At 63.3% G+C, this 16,012-nt stretch carries 18 protein-coding genes; 8 read left to right on the plus strand and 10 right to left on the minus strand.

From position 1 onward, the window contains the following. Positions 1–7: 7 nt before the first annotated feature. The 4 genes from mnmG to HS053_RS14500 form a co-directional block, all read right to left on the minus strand. Positions 8–1,882 carry a tRNA uridine-5-carboxymethylaminomethyl(34) synthesis enzyme MnmG gene (mnmG, locus tag HS053_RS14485; protein WP_174211970.1) on the minus strand — a complete coding sequence of 625 codons (1,875 nt, stop codon included), beginning with the start codon at positions 1,880–1,882 and terminating at the stop codon, positions 8–10. A 2-nt stretch (positions 1,883–1,884) separates the two neighbouring features. Next, positions 1,885–3,168 (minus strand): tRNA uridine-5-carboxymethylaminomethyl(34) synthesis GTPase MnmE, encoded by a 1,284-nt coding sequence (mnmE, locus tag HS053_RS14490; protein WP_174212009.1) that lies wholly within the window; start codon positions 3,166–3,168, stop codon positions 1,885–1,887. Between the two features lie 22 nt (positions 3,169–3,190). Beyond that, positions 3,191–4,462, minus strand: a complete 1,272-nt coding sequence (rho, locus tag HS053_RS14495; protein ID WP_174211971.1) for a transcription termination factor Rho — start codon at positions 4,460–4,462, stop codon at positions 3,191–3,193. Between the two features lie 118 nt (positions 4,463–4,580). Continuing rightward, positions 4,581–5,030 (minus strand): CopD family protein, encoded by a 450-nt coding sequence (locus tag HS053_RS14500; RefSeq protein WP_174211972.1) that lies wholly within the window; start codon positions 5,028–5,030, stop codon positions 4,581–4,583. 367 nt (positions 5,031–5,397) lie between these two features. On the opposite strand from HS053_RS14500, the gene HS053_RS14505 reads away from it, so the two are divergent. Genes HS053_RS14505 through dnaQ form a run of 4 tightly spaced genes read left to right on the plus strand, consistent with a single transcriptional unit; the run spans position 5,398 to position 8,111 of the window. Continuing rightward, a complete protein-coding gene (locus HS053_RS14505; protein WP_174211973.1) occupies positions 5,398–5,997 on the plus strand; it encodes a Maf family protein in 600 nt (199 codons plus the stop codon). Then, complete coding sequence (locus HS053_RS14510; protein WP_174211974.1) at positions 5,994–6,833, plus strand: shikimate dehydrogenase; 840 nt, start codon at positions 5,994–5,996, stop codon at positions 6,831–6,833. The genes HS053_RS14505 and HS053_RS14510 overlap by 4 nt, the downstream gene beginning before the upstream one ends. Beyond that, entirely contained in the window at positions 6,830–7,417 is a 588-nt protein-coding gene (gene coaE / locus HS053_RS14515) for a dephospho-CoA kinase (protein ID WP_174211975.1), read from the plus strand. Before HS053_RS14510 ends, coaE begins: the two co-directional genes overlap by 4 nt. Beyond that, a complete protein-coding gene (dnaQ, locus tag HS053_RS14520; RefSeq protein ID WP_174211976.1) occupies positions 7,410–8,111 on the plus strand; it encodes a DNA polymerase III subunit epsilon in 702 nt (233 codons plus the stop codon). The genes coaE and dnaQ overlap by 8 nt, the downstream gene beginning before the upstream one ends. 56 nt (positions 8,112–8,167) lie before the next feature. On the opposite strand, the gene secB is transcribed toward dnaQ, so the two are convergent. Then, on the minus strand, positions 8,168–8,653 hold the full coding sequence (gene secB / locus HS053_RS14525) for a protein-export chaperone SecB (RefSeq protein WP_174211977.1): 486 nt from the start codon (positions 8,651–8,653) through the stop codon (positions 8,168–8,170). A 70-nt stretch (positions 8,654–8,723) separates the two neighbouring features. After that, on the minus strand, positions 8,724–9,164 hold the full coding sequence (locus tag HS053_RS14530; RefSeq protein ID WP_174211978.1) for an FxsA family protein: 441 nt from the start codon (positions 9,162–9,164) through the stop codon (positions 8,724–8,726). A 109-nt stretch (positions 9,165–9,273) separates the two neighbouring features. On the opposite strand from HS053_RS14530, the gene HS053_RS14535 reads away from it, so the two are divergent. The 3 genes from HS053_RS14535 to HS053_RS14545 are packed head-to-tail and all read left to right on the plus strand — an operon-like array spanning position 9,274 to position 11,557. Beyond that, positions 9,274–9,933 (plus strand): Tim44/TimA family putative adaptor protein, encoded by a 660-nt coding sequence (locus HS053_RS14535; RefSeq protein WP_174211979.1) that lies wholly within the window; start codon positions 9,274–9,276, stop codon positions 9,931–9,933. A gap of 9 nt (positions 9,934–9,942) precedes the next feature. Next, the gene (gene mltA / locus HS053_RS14540) at positions 9,943–10,968 is read left to right on the plus strand and encodes a murein transglycosylase A (protein ID WP_174211980.1); all 1,026 of its coding nucleotides are present in this window, start codon (positions 9,943–9,945) and stop codon (positions 10,966–10,968) included. A 1-nt stretch (position 10,969) separates the two neighbouring features. Then, entirely contained in the window at positions 10,970–11,557 is a 588-nt protein-coding gene (locus HS053_RS14545; protein ID WP_174211981.1) for a Smr/MutS family protein, read from the plus strand. Here the strand turns inward: HS053_RS14545 and HS053_RS14550 are convergent. The 3 genes from HS053_RS14550 to hslV form a co-directional block, all read right to left on the minus strand. Next, positions 11,554–12,678, minus strand: coding sequence for an alpha/beta hydrolase (locus HS053_RS14550; protein ID WP_174211982.1), 1,125 nt, complete (start codon positions 12,676–12,678; stop codon positions 11,554–11,556). The genes HS053_RS14545 and HS053_RS14550 overlap by 4 nt on opposite strands. A gap of 66 nt (positions 12,679–12,744) precedes the next feature. Next, entirely contained in the window at positions 12,745–14,034 is a 1,290-nt protein-coding gene (hslU, locus tag HS053_RS14555) for an ATP-dependent protease ATPase subunit HslU (protein ID WP_174211983.1), read from the minus strand. Next, complete coding sequence (hslV, locus tag HS053_RS14560; protein WP_174211984.1) at positions 14,031–14,585, minus strand: ATP-dependent protease subunit HslV; 555 nt, start codon at positions 14,583–14,585, stop codon at positions 14,031–14,033. The genes hslU and hslV overlap by 4 nt, the downstream gene beginning before the upstream one ends. A gap of 102 nt (positions 14,586–14,687) precedes the next feature. On the opposite strand from hslV, the gene HS053_RS14565 reads away from it, so the two are divergent. Next, positions 14,688–15,590, plus strand: coding sequence for a hypothetical protein (locus HS053_RS14565; RefSeq protein ID WP_174211985.1), 903 nt, complete (start codon positions 14,688–14,690; stop codon positions 15,588–15,590). A gap of 42 nt (positions 15,591–15,632) precedes the next feature. Here the strand turns inward: HS053_RS14565 and trxA are convergent, their stop codons facing one another. Next, positions 15,633–15,959: a thioredoxin gene (gene trxA / locus HS053_RS14570; protein ID WP_174211986.1), complete on the minus strand. Its 327-nt coding sequence runs from the start codon at positions 15,957–15,959 to the stop codon at positions 15,633–15,635. Positions 15,960–16,012 lie beyond the last annotated feature (53 nt).

Consider the following 16,012-nt stretch of genomic DNA (forward strand, 5'->3'; position numbering starts at 1 on the left):
TCGCCCGTCATGATACCCGAATGCCCGCTGCGCGCTTGCGCAGATGCGCAAGGATCAGCGTCAGGGCGGCCGGCGTCATGCCCTCAATCCGCGCGGCATCGGCCATATTGGCCGGACGGCGACGAGTCAGCTTTGCCGCAAGCTCGTTTGACAGGCCAGGCAGCCCGGTGAAATTGAAATCTTCGGGGATACGCTTTTCCTCATCCTTGCGCAGCTCTGCCACTTCATTCTGCTGGCGATCAAGATACTGCGCATAGAGAGCGTCCCGGGCAACCTGCGTTCTGATCTCAGGCTCCACCGCCGCGTAGTCTGGCACGAGCGCGTCAAGCTGTACCTCGGTCACATCTGGAAAAGCCATGATGTCCAAGGCCGTGCGGCGCGCGCCGTCGGGGCTGACGTGGATTCCCGCGGCAAGCAGTTCGCGTGGGGAAAACCGTTCGGCTGAAAGCACATCGCGCGCGGCGGACAGGGCCGACAACTTGCGCTCGAATGCCACCTTGCGCTCTTCCCCAACGCAGCCGATGGCGATTCCAATGGGTGTCAGCCGCTGATCGGCGTTGTCGGCACGCAGCAACAGACGAAACTCTGCGCGCGAGGTAAACATCCGATAGGGTTCGGTTACCCCACGGGTCACCAGATCATCGGTCATCACGCCGATATAACTGTCGGTCCGGTGCAGCAGGAGCGGATCGCGCCCAAGTGCCGCCAGACCTGCATTGAGCCCCGCAACCAGCCCCTGCGCCGCAGCCTCTTCATAGCCAGTTGTTCCGTTGATTTGGCCCGCAAGGAAAAGCCCGGGAATGGCCCGCAACTCAAGCGTGCGCGACAATTCCCGCGGGTCAAAGTAATCGTATTCGATCGCATAGCCGGGCTGTGTGATCACCGCCTGTTCCAGCCCGTCAATCGAGCGGACATAGGCCTCCTGCACCTCGGCCGGCAGAGAGGTGGAAATGCCGTTCGGATAGACCGTGTGGTCTTCAAGCCCTTCCGGCTCAAGGAAAATTTGATGCGATGCCTTATCGGAAAACCGCACGACCTTATCTTCGATCGACGGGCAATATCGCGGCCCGACCCCTTCGATATGTCCGCCATACATCGCCGAGCGGGACAGGTTGCTCCGCACGATGTCGTGGGTCCGCTCATTCGTATGGGTGATGCCGCAGGAAATCTGCCGTGCAACGGGTGCGCGGCTGAGGAAGGAAAACAGCACGGGTTCGTCATCGCCCGGCTGCTGTTCAAGCTTGCTCCAGTCAATCGTGCGGCCGTCAAGGCGCGGCGGCGTTCCGGTCTTGAGCCGCCCGCGCCGAAGACCCAGCGCCGCAAGCTGCTCTGCCAAGAGAACCGAAGGCCGGTCCCCGACCCGACCGCCAGGCCGCTGCACATCGCCGATATGGATCGTCCCGTTCAGAAAAGTGCCCGCGGTCAGAACAACCGCTTTGGCCTCCAGCTCGATACCGTCCGACAGCACAACACCGCGGCACCGCTCCCCATCCATGCGCAGGGCCGACACTTCTGCTTCGACAACGTCCAGCGTTTCAATGGCATCCAGCGCCGATCCAATGGCCGCGCGATACAGCGCGCGATCCGCCTGCGCCCGCGGGCCCTGAACCGCCGGACCCTTCCGACGATTGAGTAGGCGGAACTGAATGCCCGCCCGATCCGTGGCCACACCCATCAACCCGCCAAGGGCATCAATCTCGCGCACAAGATGGCCCTTGCCCAGACCGCCGATGGCCGGGTTGCACGACATCACGCCAATCCCCGCCCGCCGCAGCGAAACAAGCGCCGTGCGGGCGCCAAGGCGGGCCGCCGCCGCGGCAGCCTCTGCGCCGGCATGGCCGCCGCCGATAACAATGACATCGAAATGTTTCACGTGAAACACTCCTACTTTCCAATACAAAAGCTCGAGAATATCTCCCCGAGCAGGTTTTCCGCGTCGATACGCCCGACAAGGATCTCGAGCGCATGTGAGGCCGCCCGCAATTCCGCCGCGGCCAGTTCAGCCCGCCCATCCTGCATCCGCAAATGGCCTCTGGCGCCATCAAGAGCATTGCGCGCGCGCTCCAAGGCGATACGCTGCCTTTCCCGAATCAGCAACCCGGCACCTGAGGCCCGCTGCGCCAATACTGTCGAAATCCCCGAAAGAAGCCGGTCCAAGCCCTGCCCCGTCACGCCCGAGACAGCATCCGGGTCGCCCGTCAGATCGGCCTTGCCTTGCACCACGATATCGTCCGGCTCTGGCGGAACCATCAGCGTCTCTGCCGCCTCGGTCAGCAGAAACACCCTCAAATCCGCCAGCCTCGCGCGGTCAATCGCACGAGAGATGCCGACCTGCTCTATCCTGTCCGCAGCCTCGCGCAGACCCGCGGTATCAAGCAAGGTGACGGCGAGGCCGCCAATATCCATCCGAACTTCGATAATGTCGCGTGTCGTTCCGGCAATCTCCGATGTTATCGCCGCCTCACGCCCGGCCAGCGCGTTCAAAAGTGTGGATTTTCCGGCATTTGGCGCACCAAGGATGGCCACTTCAAAACCGTCTCTCACCCGCTCGGCAGCCACCGCACCAGCAAGCTCATCAGAAAATTGCACCCGCAGCGCATCTATGATCGCAAGCACTTCGGGCGAAACATCGACAGGAACCTCTTCATCGGCAAAATCTATCGTCGCCTCGACCAGTGCCGCCGCCCGCACCAACTGGCCACGCCAAGCCTCGGCCCGCCGACCGAGTTCCCCCGACATCACCCGCAGGGCTTGCCTGCGTTGCACTTCTGTCTCCGAATCGATCAGATCGGCCAGACCCTCGACCTGCGACAGGTCCAGCCGTCCGTTTTCCAGCGCCCGCCGGGTAAATTCGCCCGCCTCAGCGGGTCGCAACCCCGGTTGTTCCGACAAGACCCGCAACACCCGGGCCACAACCGCCAGGCTGCCGTGCAGATTAAACTCTGCCATCTCTTCGCCGGTAAAGCTTCCGCCCTTGGCGAAAACCACCACCAGAGCCTCGTCGATCACCTCGCCTTGCCAGATCAGCCGCCGCAGCCCCATACGCCGCGGCTCCGGCAAGCCCCCGCAAAGCTTGGCCACCGCATCATGCGCCGCCGGGCCCGATATCCGCACAACGGAAACACCCGCCCGCCCCCGGGCGCTTGCCAGGGCAAAGATCGTGTCCATCGTCATTTAGCGAACTCCGCCCTCAGGCGTTCATCGAATCGAAGAATTCCGAGTTTGTCTTGGTCTGCTTCAGCTTGCCAAGCAGGAATTCAATGGCATCCGTCGTTCCCATCGGGTTGAGGATGCGGCGCAGCACATAGGTCTTCTGCAGATCCACCTTGTCAACCAGCAGGTCTTCCTTCCGCGTGCCCGACTTCAGGATATCGATGGCCGGGAACACGCGCTTGTCGGCAACCTTGCGATCCAGCACGATTTCGCTGTTCCCGGTGCCCTTGAATTCTTCGAAAATCACTTCGTCCATCCGGCTGCCGGTATCAATCAGCGCCGTCGCAATGATCGTCAGGCTGCCGCCCTCTTCGATATTCCGCGCCGCACCAAAGAACCGCTTCGGCCGCTGCAACGCATTGGCATCCACCCCCCCCGTCAGCACCTTGCCGGACGACGGAACAACCGTGTTGAATGCCCGGCCCAGACGGGTGATCGAATCCAGCAGAATGACGACATCCCGCTTGTGTTCAACCAGACGCTTGGCCTTTTCGATCACCATTTCAGCCACTGCAACGTGCCGCGTCGCCGGCTCGTCGAAGGTCGAGGACACAACCTCCCCCTTCACGCTGCGTTGCATGTCCGTCACTTCCTCGGGACGCTCGTCGATCAGCAGCACGATCAGATAGCACTCGGGGTGATTGGTCGCCACAGAATGGGCAATATTCTGCAAGAGAACGGTCTTACCCGTGCGCGGCGGCGCGACGATCAGCGCCCGCTGACCCTTGCCGATGGGGCAGACCAAGTCGATGATCCGGGCCGAACGATCACGAATGGTCGGATCTTCGATTTCCATCTTCAGCCGCTCATCAGGGTAAAGCGGCGTCAGGTTGTCGAAATGCACCTTGTGCCGCGCCTTCTCGGGGTCGTCGAAGTTGATCTTCGTCGCCTTGATCAGGCTGAAATAGCGTTCATTCTCGCGGGGTGCCTGAATCACCCCTTCAATCGAATCCCCGGTGCGCAGGCTGAACTGCCGGATCATCTCGGGGCTGACATAGATGTCGTCTGGCCCGGGCAGATAGTTTGCCTCGGGGCTGCGCAGAAATCCGAACCCGTCCTGCAACACTTCCAGCACACCGTCGCCGCCGATTTCCCAGCCCTCTTCGGCATGTTCCTTGAGGATCTGGAACATCATCTCGCCCTTGCGCATCGAAGGTGCGTTCTCGATCTCCCATTCCTCCGCCATTGCCAGAAGCTCGGCGGGGGTCTTGGCTTTCAGATCGGCCAGGTTCAGATGTTCGATAGTCATGGAAATGCCCTCTTGCGTGCCGCAGGGTGCAGAATCAGCGCTGGATAAGGAAAAGCGTTCGGACCGGACGGCCCCGCTGACCCGGACCTAATGGCGCAAGCAGGCCGAGTCAATCTTCTCAGAACCGAACAATGACCGAAAACACGATGATCAGCATCAAAACCGTCGGAACCTCGTTCATCATCCGGTAACCCCGGCCCGAAATCCGGTAGCGCCCCATCACGAAATCCTTGCGCCGCGCCATCAACCAGTGGTGGAATACCGTCATGCCAAGAACCGCTGTCGCCTTGGTCCAGGGCCAGATCTCGCTCCAGTCAACAATCCCTGGCGTAAACACCAGCGCAAGACCAAAGACCCAGGTGGCAATGCTCGCCGGCCCCATGATCGCCCGCAGCAAGCGCCGTTCCATCAGCTGAAACATCGCATCGGTGGCACTTCCCGGCTCCACCTGTTCGGTGTGATAGACAAAGAGCCGCGGCAGATAGAACAACCCCGCCATCCACGAGATCACCGACACCACATGCAGCGCCTTGATCCAGAAATACCAGTCCGACAGAAAATCGCTCATCTCACCGCACCTTTCTTTCTTCTTAAAAAGGAAAAGAAAGATAAAGAAAAGATGATGATGAAGAGGTTCGGGATAACTGAAATGCGGCAAAAGCCCCCAGAGTTCTGCACAGGCGGAAGTCTGTGGATAGCCGACCGGAGGCGCAAAACTGACATGATAAATCAAATAAAAACAAAAGGATGACGGACAACACAGAGCATTTCGTTCATCCACAGGGTGGGGATTTCAGAACAGTCCAAGCCCCAGCCAAGACCTTGCACACATCGGGATAAGAGGGGCTCGGCGCTTGACAAAAAGCAGGGGATTTCCCCTTGTCTCATCTGTCCCCAAGGACAGCCAAGAGAACATAAGCAGCATATCCACAGCCATGCCCCGCCCGCTCATCCTTGCCTCCGGCTCTGAAATCCGGCTTCACCTCCTCCGGTCTGCGGGGCTGGATGTTCATGCGCAGGTGGCGCGGATTGACGAAACCCTGATCCGCGCCGGTCTTGCCGCAGAAAAGGCCCACCCCCGCGATATCGCGGATATGCTTGCCGAGATGAAGGCCGCCCGGATTGCGGCAAAAGCCCCCGATGCGCTGGTGCTGGGCTGCGATCAGGTGCTGGAGTTCCGGCATGAAGTCTGGGGCAAGCCCGAAACGCGCGATGAAGCCGCGGCGCAGTTGGGCGCCTTGCGCGGACAGACGCATCGGCTGCTGTCGGCACTTGTGCTGTTCGACGCAGGCGAACCGATCTGGCGCCACATCGGTGAGGCGCGGCTGATCATGCGGCACTTCAGCGACGCGTTTCTTGAGGGCTATCTTGATCGTAACTGGCCCCAGATCGGCCATTCGGTGGGCGGCTACAAGCTGGAGGAAGAAGGCATCCGCCTGTTTGATCGGATCGAGGGCGACCATTTCACCATTCTTGGCCTGCCTCTTTTGCCCTTGTTGACCTATCTTGGAACTCGGGGTTTCATAGCGACATGACCGACCTCCCCCGTATCCCTCTGGCCGGCGTGATCGGCCATCCCATCGCGCACAGCCGCTCTCCGGCGCTGCATGGCTTCTGGCTCAAGCGGCATGGGATCAAGGGGCATTACATTCCGATGGATGTGGCACCCCAAGATCTCAAGGAGGCGCTCAACCTCTTGCCGCGGCTTGGCTTTGTCGGGGTGAACGTGACCATTCCGCACAAGGAAGCGGTGCTGCAGCTTGCCGATATCGTGACGGATCGCGCGGCGCTGATCGGCGCGGCCAATACACTCATATTCCGCAAGGATGGCCGACTGCATGCCGACAACACGGATGGCGCGGGCTTCATGGCCAACCTGCGCCAAAATGCGCCGGACTGGAACCCAGCCGCCGGTCCCGCCGTTGTCTTTGGTGCCGGAGGTGCCGCACGGGCGGTGATTGCCGCACTGATCGAAGTTGGGGTTCCGGAAATCCGGCTGACCAACCGCACCCGCCCGCGCGCCGAAACCCTGCGCGCCGATTTCGGGGCCAAGGTTCTGGTCGAAGACTGGACGCAGGGCGGCAACATGCTGGAAGGTGCGGCGACGGTGATCAACACTACCTCGCTGGGCATGGCGGGCAAACCGCCGTTCCGCGTGCCGCTGGATGCGCTGGAACCGACGGCGCTTGTTACCGATCTGGTCTATAATCCCTTGCAGACGCCGCTGCTTTTGGAGGCCGCCGCGCGGGGCTGTCGCACGGTCGATGGTCTGGGAATGCTGCTGCATCAGGCGGCTCCCGGCTTTGAACGCTGGTTCGGGCCGCGCCCCGAGGTCGATCAGGCCACCCGCGACGCTGTGCTGTCGGCATGACCTTCCGGCTCGGCCTCACTGGCTCGATCGGCATGGGGAAATCCACCACGGCCGCACTCTTCGCTGCCGAAGGGCTGCCCGTCTGGGACGCCGATGCAGCGGTCCACCGTCTCTATGCTGCGGGGGGTGCTGCCGTTGCCCCGCTTGGCGCACTCTGCCCGCAGGCCATTCGTGGCGGGAGTGTTTCACGTGAAACGCTCAAACACCACATCGCCGCCGACCCCACCCTTCTCCCCGCCATCGAAGCCGTGGTTCACCCCTTGGTGGCCCGGGACCGCGCAAATTTCCTTGCCTCAAGCCCTGCCGACATTGCCATTCTCGACATTCCGCTCCTCTTCGAGAAAGGCAACGAGGCTGAGATGGACGCCACCCTCCTGGCCACCGCCCCGCCCGCCCTGCAGCGCGCCCGTGTCCTTGCCCGTCCCGGCATGACTGAGGCGCAATTCGCGCTGATCCTGTCGCGCCAGATGCCCGACAGCGATAAACGCGCCCGCGCCACCCATATCGTGGAAACGCTCAGTCTTGATCAGACCGCGGCCTATGTCCGCGCCCTGATTGCCCATATCCGGACCAACCATGCGTGAGATCGTCCTCGACACCGAAACCACCGGGTTTGAACCCTCGGAAGGCCACCGCATCGTCGAAATCGGCGCGGTGGAGCTTTTGAACCACCTGCCCACCGGCAACACCTTTCACCAATATATCAACCCGCAGCGCATGATGCCGAAAGAGGCGTTCGACGTTCACGGCCTCGGCGACGATTTCCTGCGCGACAAACCCCTGTTCCGCGATGTCGGTCAGGCGTTTCTCGATTTCATCGGCGATGCCAAACTGGTCATCCATAACGCCAGCTTTGACATGAAATTCCTCAACGCCGAACTGGAATGGGCCGGGCTTCCTGGCCTGCCGTCGCAGCGCGCTGTCGATACTCTGATGATGGCGCGGTCGAAATTCCCCGGCTCCCCGGCTTCGCTCGATGCGCTGTGCCGCCGCTTCGGTGTGGACAATTCCCGCCGCGACAAACACGGCGCGCTTCTCGACAGTGAAATTCTGGCTGAGGTCTATCTGGAGCTGATCGGCGGCCGGCAACCCGATCTGGTCCTGGCCCCGACCCGCCCGACCCCCAGCCAGACGCAGGCCCGGGTTGACACCAATTGGCGGCCGAAACCCCGCCCCACACCGTTGCCCCCGCGCCTGACCGAAGCTGAGATGGCCGCGCATGAGGCATTTGTGGCCAAGCTGGGCGATGCCGCGATCTGGAAGCGCCGCCTGTCCTGACCGGCAAATGAAAAGGCCGCCCCGAAGGACGGCCTGCCCACCCCAAACGGGATATGTCAGTTCGGCTGGGCCTGCGCCGCCTGCGCCTGATTGCGCCGCGCCACTTCCTGCCGGTAAAGCGCAAGGAAATCCACCGTATCGATGTTCAGCGCCGGGAAACCGCCATCGCGCGTCAGATCCGAGATGATCCGCCGCACGAAGGGGAACAACAGCCGCGGGCATTCGATCAACAGGAAGGGGTGCAGTTGCTCTTCCGGCACGCCCTCGACATGGAATATCCCGCCGTAATCCACTTCGCACAGGAACAGCGTTTCGCCATTCGCCTTGTTCTTCGAGGTGACCTTGTATTTCGAGATCACGTCATATTGATGATCCGCCGGGCGCTTGCGCGCGTCCAGACTGACGACCACCTGAATATCTGGTGCCACCTCGGACGAGGTCACACCCTTCTGCGCCACCATGTTCTCAAAGGACATGTCCCTCACGAACTGCGCCAGCACCGACATACGGACCTGCGGCGCGGCGCCGTTTTCTTCGGCCATACGAAACTCTCCTCTCACTCCGGGTTGTTTCGTTCCTAGCAGGTCGCCCGCCAGTCCTCAATGCCGCGCCTCAATGCCGCGTCCAGCCCGAAGGCGGCCGCAATTCCCGGGTTTCCGGCTCGATTTCATAGAATTCGCCGTCGATCACCGTCGCATCGGTCCGCCGACCCGCACCTGCAGCCTGCAAGCGCATTGCCAGCACCCCCACCACCAGCCGCCGCACCAGCGGCACCAGCAGGATCAGACCCAGCGTATCGGTCAGAAATCCGGGCAGGATCAGCAGCATCGCCGCCACCGCCAAAAGCGCCCGCTCCGCCAGCGGTGAAAGCAGATCGCCCCGCACCCGGTCAATCGATGGCGCCCCGATCCGCCGCAGGATCGTCACCCCCAGAACGCCGCTGCCCACCACCACGGCCAGCGTTGCCCCAAGCCCGATCCAGCCGCCCACCACGACGAACAGGGCTATTTCCGCCAAGGGAAGCACCAGAAATGCCGCGCCGATCCACTTCATGCCAACTCCCTTGGCCGGTTTCTGCCCGGCACGGTAGACTTGCCCGTCTTCCCACCCTACATAAGGGCGCAGCGCCCGGATCGCCAACCCCCGGGCCCCCGAGGTGCCGATGAATTCCTCCCTGATCCAGCTTCTCGTCCTGGCCGGGATTGCCGTGTTCCTGATCCTCAAGCTGCGCTCGGTTCTGGGCACGCGCGAAGGATTTGAAAAGCCACCCCTGCCTGTCGAAGACGCCCGCCCCCGCGGCAAGCGCGACTTCGAGGTGATCGAGGGCGGCCCTGACCGCGACATCATCGACCATGTCGCGGATGGCAGCGATGCCGCCAAGGCGCTTGCCGCGATGAAACTGGCCGAGCCGGGTTTTTCGGTGTCCGAATTCCTCTCCGGCGCCCGCGGCGCCTATGAGATGATCCTGATCGCCTTTGAACATGGCGAGCTGGACCGCATCCGCCCCTTCCTCTCCGACGAGGTTGAGGCAAGCTTCGCCCAAGCCATCAATGCCCGCGAGCGGGAGGGCCTGACAGTCGAGGCGAATTTCGTCGGCACCCGCGAACTCACCCTCGCCGATGCCGAATACAACCGCGAAACCCAGACCGCCGAGATCACCGTGCGCTTCCTTGGCGAACTCACCTCGGTCGTGCGCAACAAGGCCGGTGAGGTCGTCGAAGGCTCCACCACCGAGATCAAGCGCCAGCGTGACGCATGGACCTTCTCGCGCCGGATGGGGGTTTCCGATCCGAACTGGCAGCTTGTCGCCACCGGCGAGTGAGATGCGGCGATGCGCGCGCTTCTCCGCTCGCTTTCGCTGGTGGCGGCCGTGACCGCCGCCAGCCCCGCCCCGGCCCAGATGCTCGACTTCGAGGCTCTGGCGGGCTGGGAAGAGGATGACCACCGCGCTGCACTGACCAGCTTTCTGGAAACCTGCGACCGGCTCGATGCCGCCGACTGGACGCCGCTCTGCCGCCTCGCCCCCGAGGCGGCCAAGTCCGAAGCCTCCGCCCGCGCCTTTTTCGAGCTTTTCTTCCGCCCTGTCCTGATCGGCACCCCGCCGGCCCTGTTCACCGGCTATTACGAGCCGGAACTCAAAGGCTCCCCCACCCGCACGCCGCGCTTTGCCTGGCCGATCTATCGCCGACCACCCGAATTGCAGGATGGTCAGGTCTATCTCGACCGTGCCGCCATTGAGGCTGGCGCCCTGCGTGGCCGTGGCCTTGAGATCGCCTGGCTCGAAGATCCGGTCGAAGTGTTTTTCCTGCATATTCAGGGCTCTGGCCGCATCCGTATGCCCGACGGCCATGTGATCCGCGTCGGCTATGCAGGGCGCAATGGCCACGCCTATCGCTCGGTCGGGCAAGAGATGGTCCGCCGCGGCACCCACCGCCCCGATCAGGTTTCGGCACAGGAAATCCGTGCCTGGGTCAAGCGCAGCGGCCGCACCGGCATGGATATGCTGAACTTCAATCCCTCTTACATCTTCTTTCGCAAACTGGCCGACCTCCCCGCTGACAAAGGCCCGATCGGCGCCATGGGCCGTTCGATCACCGCATTCCGCTCGATCGCCATCGACCCCGCCTTCACCCCGCTCGGCGCGCCGGTCTGGATCGAAAAAGACGGCGAAAACCCGATCCGCTCGCTGATGGTGGCACAGGACACCGGCGGCGCCATCAAGGGGCCACAACGTGCCGACATCTTCTTTGGCACCGGATTTGACGCCGGAGAGGCGGCAGGAACCGTCAAGGACGGCGGGCGGATGATCGTCTTGCTGCCCATCGACCGCGCCTTCGCCATGCTGCCCGAGGGCTGATATGGCCCGCCGCCGCAATCTTCACCCTGATGAGGAAGACCTCTGGCAGGCCGTCGCCCGCACCACCCGCCCGCTGCACCCCAAGCCGCTGCACCGGGCCCCCGAACCCACGCCGCTGCCGCACAAGCCCGAGCCGCACCCTGCGCCCCGCCTGCCGACCTTTCGGCTCGGTGAAAAGGCCCGTGTGATGCCTGCCGCCCCGCAACTCAGCCCCACCCCGGCCGAGGCGCTTGCAGCCGCCGCCCTGCGCATGGACGCCAAGACCCACGCCCGTATGACCCGCGGCAAACTTGCCCCCGAGGCGCGGATCGACCTGCACGGGCTTACCCTGACCGAAGCGCATGGCGAACTGGTGCATTTCGTGCTGAATGCGCAATCCGCCGGGCTGCGGCTGATTCTTGTCATCACCGGCAAGGGCAAGCGCGGACTGGATCACGGCCCGATCCCGCAGCGCATCGGTGCCCTGCGCCATCAGGTGCCGCAATGGTTGCGCCTGCCGCCGCTTGGCCCGGCGGTTCTGCAGATCACCGAAGCGCATCTGAAACACGGCGGCGCGGGCGCCTATTACGTCTATCTGCGCCGTCGCTAGCGGGTCAGCTCGCTGCCCACCGTGGCGATCGGCTTCAGCACCACCTGCGTCGCACTTTGCACGGTCATCACCACGCCGGGCAACAGGCCGACCCGGGCGGCACGGTCCGCCTCGAACGCGCCCTCGATCTCGGAAATCCGCTGCATCAGCAGGATCAGCGCGGGGGAATCGCCCACTGTGAAATGGGCCGCGCCCGCCGCAAAGGCGCTGACATCCAGAAAAGTCACCTTCAGATCGGCCACCTGCGACAGGTCCGACAGGGAACCCAGCCGCTCCCGCTGCCCGGTCAGGCCCGCAGATATCCGCAGAATCTTGTCGCGGTTCGATCCGAAGATGACGAAAGGTTGCGGCAATTCGCCCATCGCCCTGGCTTGCGCGCGGAAGACATCCACGTCGATATCCGGCGAAATCAGGATCACCCCTGACAACCGTCCCAACGCCTTGCTGTCCCGCTGCAACGCCACCGTGCGCAGCGCCTCCATGGTCAGCGCCGAGCCCATGGAATGCGCCACCAGCAGAACGCGCGTCGCGCCGGCATCGGCAAGCTGATCCAGCAGCGCCGCAAGCCCGTCGCGCGCAAAGATCGCCGAATCCCGGTCATAGACATAGCCCAGCGGCTCTGCCGCCGAGGGCCAGGCGTAATGCACCACCACCCCCGGTAACTCCAGGTCATGGGCAAACTGCGCCACCCGATAAAGCCCTTCCGAGAAGTTGTTGTTATAGCCATGGACAAAGACCACCGCTTCGCCGCCTTCGGCCTTCAGCGCCGCGGAAAGATCACCGCGAAATGCCGGTTCGTCGGGATAGGTCCGCGCCGAAACCGTCAGAAAATCCCGCTCGGGGTCTGGCTTGGCAAAGCGTGAGGGCCAATTGATCTCGCCCAGCTTGCGTTTCGGCGGGATCGACACGGCATAGCGGGCAAACCGGGTCACCTCTGACCGTTTGTTGCCATAGGTTCCGTCCGGCTGCAGATCGCGTGTGGTGCCGATGAAGATGGTCTCAACCTTGCCGACCTTGCCGGCCTCGGTATCGACCGTCATCTTGCCGCGCGGCGCACAGGCCGCCGCCAGCACAAGGCACAACACAAGAAGAAGTCGTGTGGTTGGGGTTTTGCGCGTCATCTGGTGCCAGTTGCGCCGCCTTCGCCCGTTCGGTCAAGCCCGCAACGGCGCATCGGCAAGATGCCGTTACAGCACATAGCGCGAAATATCGGCCGAGCGCGCCAGTGCCCCCACATTGGCCTCGACGAAATCGCCGTCCACCTGCACCCGATCGCCCGAACGGTCGGGTGCGGTAAAGGAAAGCTCCTCGAACACCCGCTCCATCACGGTATAAAGCCGCCGCGCCCCGATATTCTCGACGCTGCGGTTCACCTCGGCGGCAATCCGGGCAATTGCCGCGATCCCGTCTTCGGTAAAGCTCACGGCAACCTCTTCCGTCGCCATAAGCCCGGCATATTGCCGGGTCAGCGCATTCTCGGTCTCGGTCAGGATGCGGATGAAATCCGCCTCGGTCAGCGGTGACAGTTCGACCCGGATCGGCAGACGGCCCTGCAATTCCGGCAACAGGTCTGAAGGCTTGGCGATATGGAACGCGCCCGAGGCGATGAACAGGATATGGTCGGTCTTCACCGGCCCGTATTTGGTGGAAACCGTCGTCCCCTCGATCAGCGGCAAGAGATCGCGCTGCACCCCTTCGCGCGACACATCGGCGCCGCGGGCATCGGCGCGGGCGCAAATCTTGTCGATCTCGTCCAGAAAGACGATGCCGTTTTCCTGAACCGCTTCCAGCGCCGCCGCCTTCACCGCCTCGTCATCCAGCAGCTTGTCGGCTTCCTGCCCGATCAAGAGGTCATAGCTCGCGGCCACCGTGACCCGCTTGCGCGCCATGCGTCCGCCGAACGCCTTGACGATGTCCTGCAACCCCTGCATCTGGCCTTCCATCCCGGGGCCCAGCGGCAGGGCGGGCGCAGGTTCCTGCACCTCGACCTCGATCATCGTTTCGTCCAGCTCTCCGCGGCGCAGCTTGGCACGGAACATCTCGCGGGTCTGGGCGCGGGCCTCTTTGCCGGCCAGTGCCTCGATCACCCGCTCTTCCGCCGCCTCGCGGGCCCGGGCGCGGACATCCTCGCGCATCCGGCTGCGGGTTTCGATCATCGCGGCATCGACCAGATCGCGGATGATGCTGTCCACATCGCGCCCGACATAGCCGACCTCGGTGAACTTGGTTGCCTCGACCTTCAGGAAAGGCGCCCGGGCCAGTTTGGCCAGCCGCCGCGAGATTTCCGTCTTGCCCACGCCGGTCGGCCCGATCATCAGGATATTCTTCGGATAGACCTCTTCCCGCAGATCGTCGCCCAGCCGCTTGCGCCGCCAGCGGTTGCGCAGCGCCACGGCCACTGCCCGCTTGGCCTCGCGCTGGCCGATGATGAAACGGTCCAGCTCGGAAACGATCTCGCGCGGGGTCAAATCGGTCATTTGGTGATCTTCTCCACCGTCAGATTGCCATTGGTGTAAACGCAGATATCGGCCGCAATCGCCATGGCCCGCCGTGCCACCTCTTCGGCGGAAAGATCGGATTGCATCAACCCCCGCGCTGCGGCCAGCGCGAAATTCCCGCCCGAGCCGATGGCGGCCACGTCATGCTCCGGCTCCAGAACGTCGCCCGCGCCGGTGATCACATACAGGTCGGCGCCGTCGGTCACGATCAGCATGGCTTCAAGGTTGCGCAGATACTTGTCCATCCGCCAATCTTTGGCCAGATCGACACAGGCCCGCGCCAATTGCCCCGGGGCAGCCTCAAGCTTTTTCTCCAGCCGTTCCAGCAGGGTAAAGGCATCGGCGGTCGATCCGGCAAAGCCCGCCACCACCGCATGGCCACCGGGGTTCAGCCGCCGCACCTTGCGCGCCGTGCCCTTGATCACGGTCTGGCCAAGGCTGACCTGCCCGTCGCCCGCCACCACCACCTCGCCGCCACGCCGCACGGCAAGGATTGTCGTGCCGTGCCAGCCGGGAAACCTGTCGTCCATCCGCGCCCCCTTTGAGCTTTCGCTCTATATGGAAGGCCGCCTGCCCCCGTGCAACCAGACTTGCCGCTGGATCGCGGAAGCCCGCCCGCGTATCCATGGCGCATGAGCGCCGCGCAAACCCTCCACTTCCACCTGCCCCCCTGGCATATAGATCGCATCCGGGCGGGCAAGGGCGGCATCCTGAACCGGGTGGTTGAAACGGTTGAGGCGCGGGGCTGGACTGCGGTGCTGCAGGCCGAGACGGAAACCGCCGCCCTGCCTGTGGCCGAGGGGTATCACCTTGTCCTCAACCGCCCGGTGATCGGCGCCAATACCCTCACTCTGCGCCGCTGCCTGCGCGACCCGTTCTGGCGGATCGAGGCGACGAATGACCGTTGGGATTGGCAGATCGCCCGCAAGCCCTTTCGCCCCGGACAGGTCACAGGGTCATGCGGGGCTTTCATGGCAAACTGGCGCGGCCGGATCTTCGGCGACCTGCCCTTGTCGCCGCAGGGCCATGTCCTGATCCCGCTTCAGGGCAAGTTGTTGGAACATCGGCATTTTCAATCGATGAGCCCGATCGGCATGATCCGCGCTACACTGGCGGCGGAACCTGACCGCCCGCTGATCGCAAGCCTGCATCCCAAGGAAACCTATTCGGAAGATGAGCTTGCCGCCCTTGCCGCGCTGATCGCCGACGAGCCCCGGCTGACACTTGCCACACGGCCCACGCCCGATCTTCTGGCGGGCTGCGACTATGTGGTTACCCAGAATTCCTCGACCGCCCTTGCCGGTTATTTCGCCGAAAAGCCGGCGGTTCTGTTCGGGCGGATCGACTTTCACCATATCGCCGGATCGGTGCCCGATTTGGGGGTGGATGCCGCCTTTGCCCGCGCTTTGGGCCCGGCACCGGCCTTTGCGCGCTATCTCTTCTGGTATTTCAAGCGCAACAGCATCATCGCCTGGGCCGATGACGTGCAGGACCGTATCGCAGACAGTCTGCGCATGCAGGGCTGGCCGATATGAAAAGGGCGCCCGAAGGCGCCCCGATCCACAATCGCAAAAGGCTCAGATCGCCGAGGCAATCCAGTTGGCCAGCGCCGCCTTGGGCGCCGCGCCAACCTTGTTCGACACCACCTGACCATCCTTGAACAGGAAGAGCGAGGGGATGCCACGCACACCCAGAACCGCCGGGCTGTCGGGGTTCTCGTCCACATTGACCTTTACGATCTTGACCTTGCCGGCATATTCCGCCGCCAGCTCTTCCAGAGCCGGGCCGATCTGACGGCAGGGGCCACACCACTCGGCCCAGAAATCGACGACAACCGGAATATCCGACTTGCGGACTTCGGTGTCGAAAGTGGCATCGGTCACTGCAACGGTATTGGCACCCATGGCGGGGTCTCCTGAGGGAAAGGGTCGGTTAAGGAAGCTAGGGATCGCGGCGG

It is taken from the genome of Tabrizicola fusiformis (assembly GCF_013328815.1).
Classification (GTDB): domain Bacteria; phylum Pseudomonadota; class Alphaproteobacteria; order Rhodobacterales; family Rhodobacteraceae; genus Fuscibacter.